At 53.3% G+C, this 14,247-nt stretch carries 15 protein-coding genes; 11 read left to right on the forward strand and 4 right to left on the reverse strand.

Features of this window, described 5'->3' with window-relative positions; all coding sequences use genetic code 11:
* Positions 1-181 precede the first annotated feature (181 nt).
* The 5 genes from glyA to LF929_RS05390 all read left to right on the forward strand — a co-directional run bounded on the left by glyA (position 182) and on the right by LF929_RS05390 (position 5,879).
* Positions 182-1,435, forward strand: a complete 1,254-nt coding sequence (glyA, locus tag LF929_RS05370; RefSeq protein ID WP_012885725.1) for a serine hydroxymethyltransferase — start codon at positions 182-184, stop codon at positions 1,433-1,435.
* Positions 1,436-1,570: 135 nt separating this feature from the next.
* Positions 1,571-2,719 (forward strand): 3-phenylpropionate MFS transporter, encoded by a 1,149-nt coding sequence (locus tag LF929_RS05375; protein ID WP_226092674.1) that lies wholly within the window; start codon positions 1,571-1,573, stop codon positions 2,717-2,719.
* 42 nt (positions 2,720-2,761) lie between these two features.
* Positions 2,762-3,424, forward strand: a complete 663-nt coding sequence (locus LF929_RS05380) for a DUF1007 family protein (protein ID WP_038905255.1) — start codon at positions 2,762-2,764, stop codon at positions 3,422-3,424.
* The gene (locus tag LF929_RS05385; protein WP_226092675.1) at positions 3,415-4,452 is read left to right on the forward strand and encodes a nickel/cobalt transporter; all 1,038 of its coding nucleotides are present in this window, start codon (positions 3,415-3,417) and stop codon (positions 4,450-4,452) included. Before LF929_RS05380 ends, LF929_RS05385 begins: the two co-directional genes overlap by 10 nt.
* 305 nt (positions 4,453-4,757) lie before the next feature.
* Positions 4,758-5,879, forward strand: coding sequence for an ABC transporter substrate-binding protein (locus LF929_RS05390; RefSeq protein WP_226092676.1), 1,122 nt, complete (start codon positions 4,758-4,760; stop codon positions 5,877-5,879).
* Between the two features lie 117 nt (positions 5,880-5,996).
* Here LF929_RS05390 and LF929_RS05395 read toward each other — a convergent pair whose 3' ends face one another.
* The 4 genes from LF929_RS05395 to suhB all read right to left on the reverse strand — a co-directional run bounded on the left by LF929_RS05395 (position 5,997) and on the right by suhB (position 9,983).
* Positions 5,997-6,788 carry an ABC transporter ATP-binding protein gene (locus LF929_RS05395; RefSeq protein ID WP_038908748.1) on the reverse strand — a complete coding sequence of 264 codons (792 nt, stop codon included), beginning with the start codon at positions 6,786-6,788 and terminating at the stop codon, positions 5,997-5,999.
* The gene (locus tag LF929_RS05400; RefSeq protein WP_210174063.1) at positions 6,785-7,867 is read right to left on the reverse strand and encodes an iron ABC transporter permease; all 1,083 of its coding nucleotides are present in this window, start codon (positions 7,865-7,867) and stop codon (positions 6,785-6,787) included. The genes LF929_RS05395 and LF929_RS05400 overlap by 4 nt, the downstream gene beginning before the upstream one ends.
* Before the next feature lie 3 nt (positions 7,868-7,870).
* Complete coding sequence (locus LF929_RS05405; RefSeq protein ID WP_226092677.1) at positions 7,871-8,995, reverse strand: ABC transporter substrate-binding protein; 1,125 nt, start codon at positions 8,993-8,995, stop codon at positions 7,871-7,873.
* Between the two features lie 184 nt (positions 8,996-9,179).
* Entirely contained in the window at positions 9,180-9,983 is an 804-nt protein-coding gene (gene suhB, locus LF929_RS05410) for an inositol-1-monophosphatase (RefSeq protein ID WP_038906433.1), read from the reverse strand.
* 127 nt (positions 9,984-10,110) lie between these two features.
* Here suhB and trmJ point away from each other — a divergent pair, with 127 nt between their 5' ends.
* The 6 genes from trmJ to hscB all read left to right on the forward strand — a co-directional run bounded on the left by trmJ (position 10,111) and on the right by hscB (position 14,191).
* Positions 10,111-10,857: a tRNA (cytosine(32)/uridine(32)-2'-O)-methyltransferase TrmJ gene (gene trmJ, locus LF929_RS05415; protein ID WP_016941829.1), complete on the forward strand. Its 747-nt coding sequence runs from the start codon at positions 10,111-10,113 to the stop codon at positions 10,855-10,857.
* A gap of 183 nt (positions 10,858-11,040) precedes the next feature.
* A complete protein-coding gene (gene iscR / locus LF929_RS05420; RefSeq protein WP_016941830.1) occupies positions 11,041-11,535 on the forward strand; it encodes a Fe-S cluster assembly transcriptional regulator IscR in 495 nt (164 codons plus the stop codon).
* A 58-nt stretch (positions 11,536-11,593) separates the two neighbouring features.
* Positions 11,594-12,808 carry a cysteine desulfurase gene (iscS, locus tag LF929_RS05425; protein ID WP_226092678.1) on the forward strand — a complete coding sequence of 405 codons (1,215 nt, stop codon included), beginning with the start codon at positions 11,594-11,596 and terminating at the stop codon, positions 12,806-12,808.
* A gap of 24 nt (positions 12,809-12,832) precedes the next feature.
* Entirely contained in the window at positions 12,833-13,219 is a 387-nt protein-coding gene (gene iscU, locus LF929_RS05430; protein WP_012885713.1) for a Fe-S cluster assembly scaffold IscU, read from the forward strand.
* A gap of 25 nt (positions 13,220-13,244) precedes the next feature.
* Entirely contained in the window at positions 13,245-13,568 is a 324-nt protein-coding gene (gene iscA, locus LF929_RS05435; RefSeq protein ID WP_016941832.1) for an iron-sulfur cluster assembly protein IscA, read from the forward strand.
* A gap of 104 nt (positions 13,569-13,672) precedes the next feature.
* On the forward strand, positions 13,673-14,191 hold the full coding sequence (hscB, locus tag LF929_RS05440; RefSeq protein WP_210174065.1) for a co-chaperone HscB: 519 nt from the start codon (positions 13,673-13,675) through the stop codon (positions 14,189-14,191).
* Positions 14,192-14,247: the final 56 nt, after the last annotated feature.

Genomic DNA, 14,247 nt, shown 5'->3' on the forward strand with positions numbered 1-14,247 from the left:
ATCAGCCAGAACGATAAATCCCAGCAGGATGGGAAGCCTTGTGTAGCCTGTAGCTAATCGTTTGCGTAAAAACCTCTGTCAAGCTCTATCATCCCCAGTCCAAAACGGTTTACACTATGCACCCACGGCCCCCTGGGGTGATTTTAATAAAGAAGCAAGTTAGCTGAGTCAGGAGATGCGGATGTTAAAGCGTGAAATGAACATTGCCGATTACGATGCCGAGCTATGGCAAGCAATGCAGCAAGAAGTGGTGCGTCAGGAAGAGCACATTGAACTGATTGCGTCAGAAAACTATACCAGTCCACGCGTCATGCAGGCCCAGGGGTCTCAGCTGACTAACAAATACGCCGAAGGGTATCCGGGCAAACGCTACTACGGCGGTTGCGAATACGTCGACGTGGTTGAACAACTGGCGATCGATCGCGCTAAAGAACTGTTCGGCGCTGATTATGCCAACGTTCAGCCGCACTCAGGTTCTCAGGCTAACTTTGCTGTCTACACCGCATTACTGCAACCGGGCGATACCATTCTGGGTATGAACCTGGCGCACGGTGGCCACCTGACTCACGGCTCCCCGGTTAACCTGTCCGGTAAGCTGTATAACGTCGTGCCTTACGGCATTGATGACAGCGGTAAGATCAACTACGACGAAATGGCTGAGCTGGCACGCACGCACAAGCCGAAGATGATCGTGGGTGGCTTCTCCGCTTACTCCGGTATCGTTGACTGGGCGAAAATGCGTGAAATCGCTGACAGCATCGGCGCTTACCTGTTCGTCGACATGGCGCATGTCGCGGGTCTGGTTGCGGCGGGCGTTTACCCGAACCCGGTTCCGCATGCGCACATCGTGACGACCACGACGCACAAAACCCTGGCGGGCCCGCGTGGTGGCCTGATCCTTGCGAAAGGCGGCGACGAAGACCTGTACAAGAAACTGAACTCTGCCGTGTTCCCGGGCGGACAGGGCGGCCCGCTGATGCATGTTATCGCGGGTAAAGCGGTAGCGCTGAAAGAAGCGATGGAGCCAGAGTTCAAGACCTACCAGCAGCAGGTCGCGAAAAACGCCAAAGCGATGGTGGAAGTGTTCCTGTCTCGCGGCTTCAACGTGGTGTCTGGCGGTACCGACAACCACCTGTTCCTGCTGGATCTGGTCAGCAAGAATCTGACCGGTAAAGAGGCGGATGCTGCACTGGGTCGTGCCAATATCACCGTCAACAAAAACAGCGTGCCGAACGATCCGAAGAGCCCGTTCGTGACCTCCGGTATCCGTATTGGTACACCAGCGGCAACCCGTCGTGGCTTCAAAGAAGCGGAAGTCCGTGAACTGGCTGGCTGGATTTGCGATGTGCTGGACAATATCAATGACGAAGCGGTTATTGAGCGCGTCAAACAGAAAGTGCTGGATATCTGCGGCCGTTTCCCGGTTTACGCCTGATAATCCTGCCTGATCTGCCCGGCCTTGTCGGGTATCTTGCCAACGCCAGCCTTAGGGCTGGCGTTTGTTTTTCTGCTTCCCGTTGCGTCTGTTCCTGCTCTCTGACAGAGTAACCGACCGTAGAGGGGAGACAACATGGTTTTACAATCCACATATTGGCTGGCACTCAGCTATTTCACCTATTTCTTCAGCTATGGCATTTTTTTGCCTTTTTGGGGCGGCTGGCTCAACGGCGAAGGGCTATCTGCTGAGGCGATCGGCATTCTGCTGGGTGCCGGGCTGGTGGCCCGATTTATTGGCAGTCTGTTCATTACCCCGCTGGTAAAAGACCCTGCCCGGTTGATTAGCGTATTGAGATTGTTGGCATTGCTATCGGTGCTGACATTCATTGGGTTCTGGTTGGGCAGTGCCTGGCTCTGGCTCCTGATAGTCATGGCAGGGTTTAACCTGTTTTTCGCGCCCTTGATTCCACTTACGGATGCGCTGGCAGCGACCTGGCAAAAACAGATTCCGCTCGATTATGGCCGGGTGCGCGTCTGGGGCTCCATCGCGTTTGTGATAGGCTCTGCCGTAACCGGGCAACTGGTCGCCGTCTGGGGGCATCAGGCGATTTTAGTCACCCTGGCGGTGGGATTGCTCTCAATGCTGCTGGGGATGATGTTACGACCGCATGTGATGCCTGCTTCGGTAAAACGTCACCAGACACACACTGCCGCTACGCCATGGCGTGTTTTGCTGCGTGAGTCTGCGGTCTGGCGTTTCTTATTGTGTGTGTCTTTGTTGCAGGGGGCGCATGCCGCTTACTACGGCTTTAGTGTGATTTACTGGCAGCAGGCAGGGTATTCGGCGGCGGTTATCGGCTATCTTTGGTCGCTGGGTGTGGTCGCGGAAATCGTGGTTTTTGCATTGAGTAAGCGCCTGTTTGGGCATTGGAGTGCATCTGGGCTGCTGATATTGTCTGCATTGTGCAGCGTGGTACGCTGGAGCCTGATGGGCGCGACGGTGTCGCTACCGTGGTTAATTGTGATGCAGATTTTGCATTGCGGCACCTTTACGGTTTGCCATCTGGCCGCGATGCGGTTTATCTCTTCCCGTCACGATGCTGACGTACTGCGCTTACAGGCGGCGTATTCCGCGCTGGGCACGGGGGGCGCGGTTGCGGTGATGACGGTAGTATCAGGGTTCCTGTTTGAGCATTTGCAAGGTGGAACCTTTTGGATAATGGCAGTGCTGGTGTTACCTGCGTTCATGTTGCGTCCGCAGGTGAGTACTCGCTCTCGCTAAGTGAATGGGCGTCAGTGTCAGGTGAAACGGTCAGGATAAACAATGTTACATTATAACAATTTAGGCTTTTCATTCCGTTGGGTAAGCTGCCTGTTATTGACACTGCTAGCGTTATCCGGCCCGGCATTGGCCCATCCACACAGTTTTATCGATATGAAAACGACGGTGGAAGGGAAAGACGACCTGATAACCGGATTGCGTATGAACTGGACGATGGATCCTATTACTTCCGCCGATTTGCTCTATGATGCCGGTAACGCGGCGAAAGATTCCGACGTGTGGAAAAAACTGGCGGCGGGCGTGATGGCGAATGTGCTGGGGCAGCATTACTTCACCGACGTTTATCGTAACGGAAAGCCAGTGAAATACCTGCCGCTGCCAACGGAATATCATCTCTCCCGTGCGGGTAATAAGGCGGTACTGGAGTTCGTGTTGCCGCTGGCTCACCCGCAGCCGCTGGCCGGCGCACCGCTACTGATTTCCACCTATGATCCTTCCTACTTCGTGGATATGTCGTATAAAGACGATAAAGCGATTCAGATTAGCGCGGCGCTGGCCGCACGCTGTAAAACCACGCTGATGACACCTAAACCCGATGCCTCGCTTCAGTCCTATGCGTTGTCGCTGGATAAAAACGCGCAACCCTCTCAGGACATGGACCTTGGAAAACAATTTGCTCAACAGGTTACATTGCAATGTCAGTAAATCGCTCGCGAGTTTTCCCTAATTATTTGCACTGGTGGCCGCTGGCGTTGTTTGTGCTGCTACTGGGGGTTGCAGCATGGCAGGCGTGGGTCTGGTGGCCATCGCTCTTGTTGCAAAGTGTTGAATGGCAGCGATCTTTACATCAACAGATGTCGGATTTGATGGAGCAGGTGCATGCCAGACCTCAACAGGCTGGCTGGACGCTGGTGATGTTTAGCCTGGTCTACGGTGTGCTGCATGCTATTGGTCCCGGTCATGGCAAAGTGGTGATTGCCACTTATCTGGCGACGCACCCGTCCCGACTGAAAAGCAGCCTGCAACTTACCCTGGCAGCCGCGTTGTTACAGGGGCTGGTGGCGATTATTTTGGTGACCGTCGTGCTGGCGGTATTACAACTTTCCAGCCGGACTTTGCATATCAGCAGTTTCTGGATGGAAAAACTCAGCTTTGTGTTAGTGACAGGGCTTGGGGGATGGCTGTGTCTGCGTGCGCTTCGACGCCTGCTGACGGTGTTGTTCCCCCAGTCTAAACCACGAATTCACGCATTAACGCCGCTGAACGCACCGGTGCCGGGTCGTCGGCTGACACCGCCTGCCACACGCCATCAGCATGACGCGCATTGCGGGTGCGGCCATCAGCATGTGCCGTCGGCAGACACGTTAAACCACAGTGATGGCTGGCGAACCCGCCTGATGGTTGTATTGGCGATGGGAATGCGCCCGTGTTCTGGTGCTATTCTGGTGTTGTTATTCGCCAAAGTGCTGGATGTGTTTGTCTGGGGTGTGATCTCTGCGTTGACCATGGCGTTAGGAACGGCGCTGACAGTTTCCCTGTTAGGCGTGACGGTATTGTTCTGCCGTCGTCAACTGGAGCGTTTAAGCCGTGATGGGACACCTTCCCGTTGGCAACCCTTTCTCTGGTCAGCCTTATCGCTAGCCGGTGGCATGATGCTGACCTTTGCCGGTATTGTGCTTTATCTCACCAGCCAACCCGATGTTATGGGCGGCATTCGACCATTGATAGGGTAAGTACCGTTATCTCCCTTCGCATCGTCATCTGGTCCACAGTTTTCCAAATAGCAGTTCTCTAACGCCCAGTTTCCTAACATTCTATGCGTTAAGCGCACTGCCATTCTGTAAAGCATAAGGGGGGCGTTCATACCGCGCTATGTTGTCTTCCTGTTTGTCCGCATCTTCTGTTCACTTCCTGTCCACATGGCTACTTATCCTGTTCTTTTCCTGTGAAAAATATTGCTCCCAAGCCGAGGCAACTTTATTATTTCCATGAATGATAATCAATCTCATTATCCATTAAGTGATCAGGGAATTGCAGAATGAAAAAGTGGTTGTGTGCTGTTGGCATGGTATTGGGGTTGGCGTCTGCCGTCAGGGCGGCACCGATAATGATTGAAGATGTTAGCGGCAGAACGGTTGAGATCAAATCTGAAGTCAAACGGGTGATTTTGGGGGAAGGGCGGCAGATTTATCTGCTGGCGGCTTTTGATACCGATGCGCCATTCCAGCGCGTGGTCGGCTGGCGGGATGATTTGCCGAAAGCAGACTACGATGGTTATCTGGCTTATGAGAAGAAGTATCCGCAGATTAAGCACTTGCCGACCTTCGGCGGTGCTAAAGACGGTACGTTCAACGTAGAACAAGCCGTGAATCTGAGGCCGGATTTGGTGCTGATGAATCTGGAAGCGAAAGCGGCGACCGATGAGGCTAAGCTGATTGAAAAGCTCGGCGGTTTGGGCATCCCGGTGGTCTTTATCGATTTTCGGGAAAAGCCGTTTGAAAACGCAGAGAAAAGCATTCGCATCATGGGGCAACTGCTGGGTAAACCAGAGCGTGCTGAGGCCATTATCCAATTCCGTCGCCAGCAGATTGATGTTGTGACCGAACGCCTCAAACAGTATCAGGGGCCACGTCCGAAAGTTATGATCGATCGCGCAGGCGGGTATGACGAAGAGTGCTGCATGTCATTCGGCAATGAGAACTTCGGGAAAATGGTGGAAGCCGCCGGTGGCGTGAATATCGCTAAAGGTATTATTCCAGGTACATTCGGTACGCTAAACCCGGAGCAGATCATCAGCGCGCGCCCGGATGTGGTGATCGTCACTGGTGCTAACTGGAAAAACTACAATACCGCCAACGGTTGGGTCGGTGTTGGCCCCGGTGCTGACAAGTCGCAGGCGTTGCAGCGTTTGCAGAAACTGATGGAGCGCCCTGCATTTAAAACCTTGCCAGTTGCCACCAACGGTAAGGCACATGCCATCTGGCATCAGTTTTATGACAGCCCGTATCAGTTTGTCGCGATTCAGGTGATAGCGAAGTGGCTGCATCCGGATTTATTTAAAGATATCGATCCCGATGCGACTTTCCGCACCTTCCATGAGAAATTCCTGCCGCTGCCGTATCAGCCAGGTTATTGGGTGACGCTACCGGCGAAATCCTGACAGACAACTGCCGCCTTCATCGGGCGGCTGACAGCTCAATAAAAAGCCCCGAACCGGTAACTGTTCGGGGCTTTTTCAGTGTTTATTAGACGGGTTAGCGGGTTCGCAGCGGGAATATTACAGCTGTGGTTCAGTGACCAGCCCGTCGATCATCACTTGTGGAATACCGCGCGAGCAGCGTTCAATGCGGCCACGCACGCCATACACCTGAGCCAGACTGTCTTCACTGATCACGTTAGCGGGTTCGCCATCTGCGATCAGTTTGCCATCTTTGAGCATCAACACATGGTCGCCATGACGCAGCGCGATATTAATGTCGTGCACGACGACTACTGTCACAATATTACGCTTACGGGTTTCCTGGCGGACCAGGTCCATGACGTGATACTGGTAATTGAGATCCAATGCGCTGAGTGGTTCATCAAGCAATAGCAGTGAAGGCTGGCGGATCAGCGATTGTGCCAGCCCGACCAGCTGTTTCTGACCACCAGAGAGCTGATCCAGATAGCTCATTGCCAGATGCGAAATACCCAGTTGCCTGAGCAGCGCCAGCACTTCATCTTCGTGACTGCTGTGATGCAGCCCACCGGATGCTCGCTGAGCGACGATAATCGATTCCAGTACATGGAGATGTACGCCTGCGGGCAATGATTGCGGCAGATACACCACTTTTTCCGCCCGTTTGGCGAAAGGTAACTGCATCAGGTTGACGTCATCCAGTAACAGGTCGCCTTGCGCCTGCCCTAAACCGGCCAACGCGCGCAGCAGTGTCGATTTACCGCTACCATTTGGCCCCAACAATACCGTGATCTTACCGCGTGGCAGGAGTGGCACCGACAGGTCGTTAATGATGTTTCGTTTGGTGTAACCTGCAGAAAAACGTGAAATCGACAACCCATTGTGACTCATACGTTCCCCCGGTTACGCAGAATAATACTCAGGAAGAAAGGAACCCCTACCAGCGAGGTGACAATCCCAACCGGAATAATGACGCCGGGCAGCAGGTTTTTGGACGCGACTGACGCTAGCGACAACACCAACGCCCCCGTCAGGGCACTAGCCGGTAGATAAAAACGGTGGTCTTCACCGAAAATCATACGGGCGATGTGCGGGGCGACCAGGCCGATAAAACCAATCGGCCCGACGAACGCGACCGATAGCGCTGACAGTAAACTAATGCGCAGCAACGTCGTCAGACGCAAACGGCGTACGTTGATACCAAAGCTGATGGCGCGATCTTCACCTAAACGCAGTGCGGTCAACTTCCATGAGCTCATCATGGACAGCGGCATCACCACAGCCAGAACGGCTAGCAGAATACCGAGTTTCTCCCAGGAGGAGCGGGCCAGGCTACCCATCGTCCAAAACACCAGCCCTTGCAGCGTATCTTCGTTGGCGACGAACTGCAAAACGGAGACCAGCGCGTTAAACGTGAATACCAGTGCTATACCGAATAACACCACGCCTGAGGTCGCCACCTTCGTCCAGCGGGTAATACCATCCAACAACAGAGCCGCCAGTAGCGCGAACAGGAAGGCGTTCGCCGAAATGAACCATTGCGCTGGCACGCCGGGAATACCAATCCCCAGTACGATTGCCAGCGCCGCGCCAAACGCCGCCGCCGAAGAAACCCCCAGCGTGAATGGGCTGGCTAGCGGGTTATTCAAAATGGTTTGCATTTCTGCACCGGCCAGCCCCAGCGCCAAACCGACCACCACCGCCATTAAGGCGTAGGGCAGACGGATGTCCCAGACGATGACCCGGCTACCAGCATCGGCGTTAGCCGGGTCGGTCAGTGTCTGCCACAGCACATCAAGAGGCAGGCCGGAAGGGCCGAGCATAAAGTCCAGCAGCAGGGAGGCCACAATCGCGACCGCCATCACCGCCATGATCACCAGCCGATGGCGGATGACGGCGTTGTACTGGGCTATCGCGCTGTTTTCAGCCGTGCTGACACGGCTGATGGAGGATTCGGTGGTTACACTCATGGGTTAATTAGCCAGTTTACGGGCAAACACAAAATTGTCGTCAGGCAAGGTGGTGAAATGGCGAACGATGTAATGATAGGTATCGTCCGGGTTCAGATTGCTGAACTGCTTCGGGTATACCGCTTTGGCCAGATATTCCATACCAACGATGTTGTACGGATGGTTATAGAAATGGTGGTAAATCCCATAGATCTGACCTGCTTTAATGGCAGGAACCTGGTCAATACCGGTACGGCTCAGCAGTGCTTTGGCTTTTTCCTGGATATCGCTGTCGCTGGCACCATAGCCAAATGGCAAAATTTTGCTGGTACCGTTACCACGTTTGGAACCGGTCATGATGTAGGTATCCGGTTTTTCACTGATCACTTTTTCCAGTGAGACAAAACCCGATGCTCCCGGCAGCAAACCAGATCCGATGTTCTTCGCGCCGATGGCTTCCAACAGGCCACCCCAGCCATTGTGGGCGTGAGTGAAGCAGCACGCATCAGAGTTGCCAGCGATAGGTTCGATAAAAACGGTGGGTTTGGGGGTGATACCGGCGGTCACTTTTTGAATATCGTTAAAGTGCTGGCGGTAAAAATCAGTATAGGCTTTGGCGTTTTCTTCACGGTTTAACACCTTGCCAAGCAAGTCAACGCTGGGAGCGGTGTTTTGAGCCGGGTTGATTTCATAGTCCACAAACACCAGTGGAATGTGCAGCGCGTTCAGTTTGCTGATGACTCCATTTTCCATCAGCGCCGGTTTAGCGCGCAGTTGGGCAATCATCAGGTCTGGTTTTTTAGCCAGGATACTTTCCAGCTCCACGTCACCTTTGTCGCTGAACCCCATGTCGAGGATGCCCTCAGACTGTGGCCATTTTCCCTTCAACAGATCCCAGGTGGCGGTGTCTTGTTTCTTGGGCAGATTGTTCCAGGCAACCAGTCGGCGGAACGGATTGTCGCGATCTAACAACGCCATCGACATGATGTCGCGCCCGTCCTGCAATACAACGCGCTGCGGTTCCTGGTTGATGGTGACGTGCTGTCCGTCGATATCGGTCACGGTGAGGGGATACTGGGTGGCCAGGCTGGCGAAAGAGGTGGTCAGTGTGGTAGCCAAAAAAAGAGAACGCCATGATTTCTTTAACATAACTTATCCTGTCATTAACCGCTGTGTGTAGGTCAATCCTGAGTCAAGTGAATGAGAAATGAATGAGTTTAATAATTATTATCATATAAGGTTAAACTCTCACTCAATAGGGTTGAGTTGTAAAGAAAAATAACAGAGAAAAATCATAGCGTGGGCATGGCTGATGACATGCCCACAGGAAGGGTTAGCGCTTGAGTGCGTCGCTTAACTGGTCGCGGATGGTGGACAGCAGGGATTTCACTACGCGCGGGTTACCCGCAACAATGTTACCGGAAGCGAGGTAGTTATGACCGCCAACGAAATCGGTCACGATGCCGCCAGCTTCACGCACCAGCAGTTCGCCGCCAGCGAAATCCCAGGGTTTCAGGCCGATCTCAAAAAAGCCATCTACGCGGCCTGCTGCCACATAGGCCAGGTCGAGCGCGGCGGAACCGGTGCGGCGGAAGTCGGCGCACTGGCTGAACAACGCTTCCAGTACACGCAGGTAGCTGGCGCTATGTTGCTTGTGTTTGAACGGGAATCCAGTAGCAAGAATAGTGCCGTCCAGATCGCGGGCGTTACCGCCGCGCAGGCGATAGCCGTTTAACTGTGTGCCCTGACCGCGAGTAGCGGTAAACAGTTCATTACGCATGGGGTCGTAAACAACCGCGACTTCGGTGCGGCCTTTGACGCGAACAGCGATGGAAACAGCAAAATGGGGGAGACGTTTGATGAAGTTGGTCGTGCCATCCAGGGGATCGATAACCCATTGCACGTCCTGATCTTCACCCACCATTTCACCGCACTCTTCACCAATGATGGTGTGCTGCGGGTAGGCTTTACGGATTACCTCGATAATCAGGCGCTCTGCATCGCGATCAACGTTAGTGACAAAATCGTTAGTGCCTTTCTGGCTGGCCTCAACGGCGTCAGGCGTTTCGTAGTTTTTTGCAATCAAGTTGCCGCCTTTGCGCGCTGCGCGCACGGCGATGTTAAGCATCGGATGCATGGTATCGTCCACAAGAATGTTAAAGAACAGAAAACGGCGCGAAGTATAGCAGATTGCAGGAGAAAGAGAAAACAGAGAAGTTTGTGTTAACATACGCCGGTTTTCCGTTTCGTATGACAGAGTCCGCATGTTAGAGAATATACGCATTGTGCTGGTGGAGACGTCGCATACCGGCAATATGGGGTCAACGGCCAGGGCGATGAAAACCATGGGCCTGACTAATCTTTGGCTGGTTAATCCGCTGGTCAAACCCGATTCGCAGGCAATCTCCTTGTCTGCTGGTGCCAGTGATGTCATTGGCAACGCTACTATTGTTGATACTCTCGATCAGGCGCTGGAAGGATGCGGTCTGGTGGTGGGTACCAGCGCCCGTTCCCGCACGTTACCCTGGCCGATGCTGGAGCCACGCGAATGCGGTGTGCGCAGCATTCAGGAAGCGCAGCACGCACCGGTGGCTATCGTGTTCGGTCGCGAACGCGTGGGGCTGACGAATGATGAACTGCAAAAATGCCACTATCATGTGGCGATCCCCGCTAATCCTGAATACAGCTCGCTCAATCTGGCGATGGCTGTACAGATCCTGTCTTATGAGGTGCGTGTCGCCTGGCTGGACCGCCAGCAACAGGGCGAAGTGGCACACGAAGAGAGCCCTTATCCGCTGGTAGATGATCTGGAGCGCTTTTATCAGCATCTGGAAGAAACGCTGTTGCATACCGGTTTCATCCGTCAGTCCCATCAGGGACAGGTGATGAACAAGCTGCGCCGGTTGTTTACCCGTGCTCGTCCTGAAACGCAGGAGCTCAACATTCTGCGCGGCATTCTGAGCGCCATTACTAAAACGACGCCATCGGATCCGTCGCAGAATAATCATTGAATAAGAGCGGCTTGAGAGCGGTTATTGGGAATACGTGCTGTGCCGGAGTAATAGTTGAGTTATTTACTTGGTTAAATAGTTGACTGAAACACTCGGGAATGTCAGACTTATGACTGTGCTATGTATACTTGACTCATAATACTTGTCTTAATAATACATGTTTATCTTACGGATACCACTAACATGAGACTGACATCTAAAGGCCGCTACGCCGTTACCGCCATGCTTGATGTGGCGCTGCATTCAAAGGAAGGCCCGGTTCCGCTGGCGGATATCTCCGAGCGTCAGGGTATTTCGCTTTCTTATCTGGAACAGCTGTTCTCTCGCCTGCGTAAGCATGGGCTGGTTGCCAGCGTGCGTGGTCCAGGTGGTGGTTATCTGTTGGGCAAAGACTCTGCCGAAATCGCTGTCGGCTCGGTTATCTCGGCGGTGGATGAATCTGTGGATGCCACCCGCTGCCAGGGGAAAGAAGGGTGTCAGGGCGGTGATCGCTGTCTGACCCACACGCTGTGGCGTGATTTGAGTGACCGCATCAGCGAGTTTCTCAATAACATCACCCTGGATGAATTGGTCAATAACAAAGAGATTCTGGACGTCGCGGATCGTCAGGATGCTGACGTGCGTCGTACCGCCAACGGACGCATACAAGAAACCATCAACGTCAACTTGCGTGCCTGAAAGAAAAAAGAACGAAACGCCTTGAACGTTTTGAAGTGATGTACGGAGTTTAAGAGCAATGAAGTTACCCATTTATCTGGATTATTCCGCTACCACACCGGTCGACCCGCGCGTAGCCGAAAAAATGATGCAGTTTCTGACGCTGGACGGTACGTTCGGCAACCCAGCCTCACGCTCTCACCGTTTTGGTTGGCAGGCGGAAGAGGCGGTAGATATCGCCCGTAATCAGGTGGCTGAACTGGTTGGTGCGGACCCGCGCGAGATCGTTTTCACTTCTGGCGCTACCGAATCCGACAATCTGGCTATCAAAGGTGCGGCGAATTTCTATCAGAAAAAAGGCAAGCACATCATTACCAGCAAGACAGAACACAAAGCTGTGCTGGATACCTGCCGTCAGCTTGAGCGCGAAGGGTTTGAAGTGACTTACCTGGCACCGCAGCGCAACGGCATCATTGATTTGAAAGAGCTGGAAGCGGCTATGCGTGATGACACTATCGTGGTATCCATCATGCATGTGAATAACGAAATCGGCGTGGTACAGGACATCGCGACCATCGGCGAAATGTGTCGTAGTCGCGGCATTATTTTCCATGTCGATGCTACTCAGAGCGTAGGCAAGCTGCCGATTGATCTCAGCCAACTGAAAGTTGACCTGATGTCTTTCTCCGGTCACAAGATTTACGGTCCGAAAGGGATTGGCGCGCTGTATGTGCGTCGTAAGCCGCGTGTGCGTATTGAAGCGCAGATGCATGGTGGTGGCCACGAACGTGGTATGCGTTCTGGTACCCTGCCGGTCCATCAAATTGTCGGTATGGGTGAAGCCTATCGCATCGCTAAAGAAGAAATGGCTGAAGAGGCTATTCGCCTGCGTACTCTGCGTGATCGCCTGTGGAACGGCATCAACGATATCGAAGAAGTGTACCTGAACGGCGATTTGGAGCAGGGCGCACCGAATATCCTGAACGTCAGCTTCAACTATGTGGAAGGTGAGTCGCTGATCATGGCGCTGAAGGATCTGGCGGTGTCTTCCGGTTCGGCTTGTACTTCTGCCAGCCTGGAGCCTTCTTATGTGCTGCGTGCACTGGGGATGAACGATGAACTGGCGCACAGCTCCATCCGCTTCTCTCTGGGTCGCTTCACGACTGAAGAAGAAATTGACTACACCATCGATCTGGTTCGTAAATCCATCGGCCGTCTGCGTGACCTGTCTCCGTTGTGGGACATGTTCAAGCAAGGCGTGGATATCAACAGCATCGAATGGGCGCACCATTAATTCGCAGGAATCAGGACGTATATTATGGCTTACAGCGAAAAAGTAATTGATCACTATGAAAATCCGCGCAATGTCGGCTCGTTCGATTCGTCTGATCCGAGTATCGGCAGCGGTATGGTGGGCGCACCGGCCTGTGGTGACGTGATGAAACTGCAAATCAAGGTCAACGAGCAGGGGATTATCGAAGATGCCCGCTTTAAAACCTACGGTTGCGGTTCCGCTATCGCTTCCAGCTCGCTGGTCACCGAGTGGGTGAAAGGCAAAAGTCTGACGGAAGCCGAATCGATCAAGAACACCCAAATCGCCGAAGAACTGGAATTGCCGCCGGTGAAAATTCACTGCTCTATTCTGGCTGAAGACGCTATCAAAGCCGCCATCGCCGATTACAAGAGCAAACGTAGCGACAAATAACAGGCAGATGAATTAGAGGTTTGCTATGTCGATTTCCCTGAGCGACAGTGCTGCACAACGTGTTAATGCTTTTATGGCTAACCGCGGCAAAGGTATCGGTTTGCGTCTGGGGGTGAGAACTTCTGGTTGCTCCGGTATGGCGTATGTGCTGGAATTTGTTGATGAATTGAACACCGATGATGTGGTGTTCGAAGACAAGGGCGTGAAGGTCATTATTGACGGTAAAAGCCTGGTCTACCTTGACGGCACCGAGTTGGATTTCGTCAAGGATGGGCTGAACGAAGGTTTCAAATTCAATAACCCTAACGTTTCCAGCGAGTGCGGTTGCGGCGAAAGCTTTAATGTTTAATGTCTGACCGCTGGCCGGTCTGTTGACTGGCTCCCGCCGTGTGGTGTGCTTGTGTATATAGCACGGCGGGCGTGCATGAATTGTCTGCGAACTCAGAGCACACTATGGATTACTTTACTTTATTCGGGCTGCCGATTCGCTATAAGGTGGATGGCAGCCTGCTTGCTTCCCGGTTTCAGGAACTGCAGCGCCAGTTTCATCCTGACCGCTTTGCCGCCAGCCCGGAACGCGACCGTATGATGGCGCTACAACAGGCAGCCACCATCAATAATGCCTATCAGGCGCTAAAGCACCCACTGAAACGCGCCGAGTATATGCTATCTTTGCACGGCTTCGATTTGAGCAGCGAACAGCATACGCTCCATGATACTGCATTCCTGATGGAGCAGATGGAACTGCGCGAAGAGCTCGATGAGATTGAGCGCCGACCGGATGCGGAAAGTGCGCTGGCAGCATTTGCACTGCGTCTGCAAGGGATGACCCGCCAGCGTAGCGAGCAAATGGTGAGCGAGCTGGATGCTGAGTCCTGGTCGGATGCAGCGGATACCGTGCGTAAACTACGCTTTTTTGATCGACTCCAGCAGCAGGTCGAACAACTCGAAGAACAATTGCTGGAACGATAAGTCACATTCAATCCGGTAGGGCAATCATGGCCTGGTGTCATCGTTGCCCGCCCGCC

The organism is Dickeya oryzae (assembly GCF_020406815.2).
Taxonomy (GTDB): domain Bacteria; phylum Pseudomonadota; class Gammaproteobacteria; order Enterobacterales; family Enterobacteriaceae; genus Dickeya; species Dickeya oryzae.

Excerpts from the sequence above, each read along its gene's own strand:
- glyA (WP_012885725.1), top strand. The coding sequence starts at position 182 with ATGTTAAAGCGTGAAATGAACATTGCCGATTACGATGCCGAGCTATGG.
- LF929_RS05375 (WP_226092674.1), top strand. The coding sequence starts at position 1,571 with ATGGTTTTACAATCCACATATTGGCTGGCACTCAGCTATTTCACCTAT.
- LF929_RS05380 (WP_038905255.1), top strand. The coding sequence starts at position 2,762 with ATGTTACATTATAACAATTTAGGCTTTTCATTCCGTTGGGTAAGCTGC.
- LF929_RS05385 (WP_226092675.1), top strand. The coding sequence starts at position 3,415 with ATGTCAGTAAATCGCTCGCGAGTTTTCCCTAATTATTTGCACTGGTGG.
- LF929_RS05390 (WP_226092676.1), top strand. The coding sequence starts at position 4,758 with ATGAAAAAGTGGTTGTGTGCTGTTGGCATGGTATTGGGGTTGGCGTCT.
- LF929_RS05395 (WP_038908748.1), bottom strand. The coding sequence starts at position 6,788 with ATGAGTCACAATGGGTTGTCGATTTCACGTTTTTCTGCAGGTTACACC.
- LF929_RS05400 (WP_210174063.1), bottom strand. The coding sequence starts at position 7,867 with ATGAGTGTAACCACCGAATCCTCCATCAGCCGTGTCAGCACGGCTGAA.
- LF929_RS05405 (WP_226092677.1), bottom strand. The coding sequence starts at position 8,995 with ATGTTAAAGAAATCATGGCGTTCTCTTTTTTTGGCTACCACACTGACC.
- suhB (WP_038906433.1), bottom strand. The coding sequence starts at position 9,983 with ATGCATCCGATGCTTAACATCGCCGTGCGCGCAGCGCGCAAAGGCGGC.
- trmJ (WP_016941829.1), top strand. The coding sequence starts at position 10,111 with ATGTTAGAGAATATACGCATTGTGCTGGTGGAGACGTCGCATACCGGC.
- iscR (WP_016941830.1), top strand. The coding sequence starts at position 11,041 with ATGAGACTGACATCTAAAGGCCGCTACGCCGTTACCGCCATGCTTGAT.
- iscS (WP_226092678.1), top strand. The coding sequence starts at position 11,594 with ATGAAGTTACCCATTTATCTGGATTATTCCGCTACCACACCGGTCGAC.
- iscU (WP_012885713.1), top strand. The coding sequence starts at position 12,833 with ATGGCTTACAGCGAAAAAGTAATTGATCACTATGAAAATCCGCGCAAT.
- iscA (WP_016941832.1), top strand. The coding sequence starts at position 13,245 with ATGTCGATTTCCCTGAGCGACAGTGCTGCACAACGTGTTAATGCTTTT.
- hscB (WP_210174065.1), top strand. The coding sequence starts at position 13,673 with ATGGATTACTTTACTTTATTCGGGCTGCCGATTCGCTATAAGGTGGAT.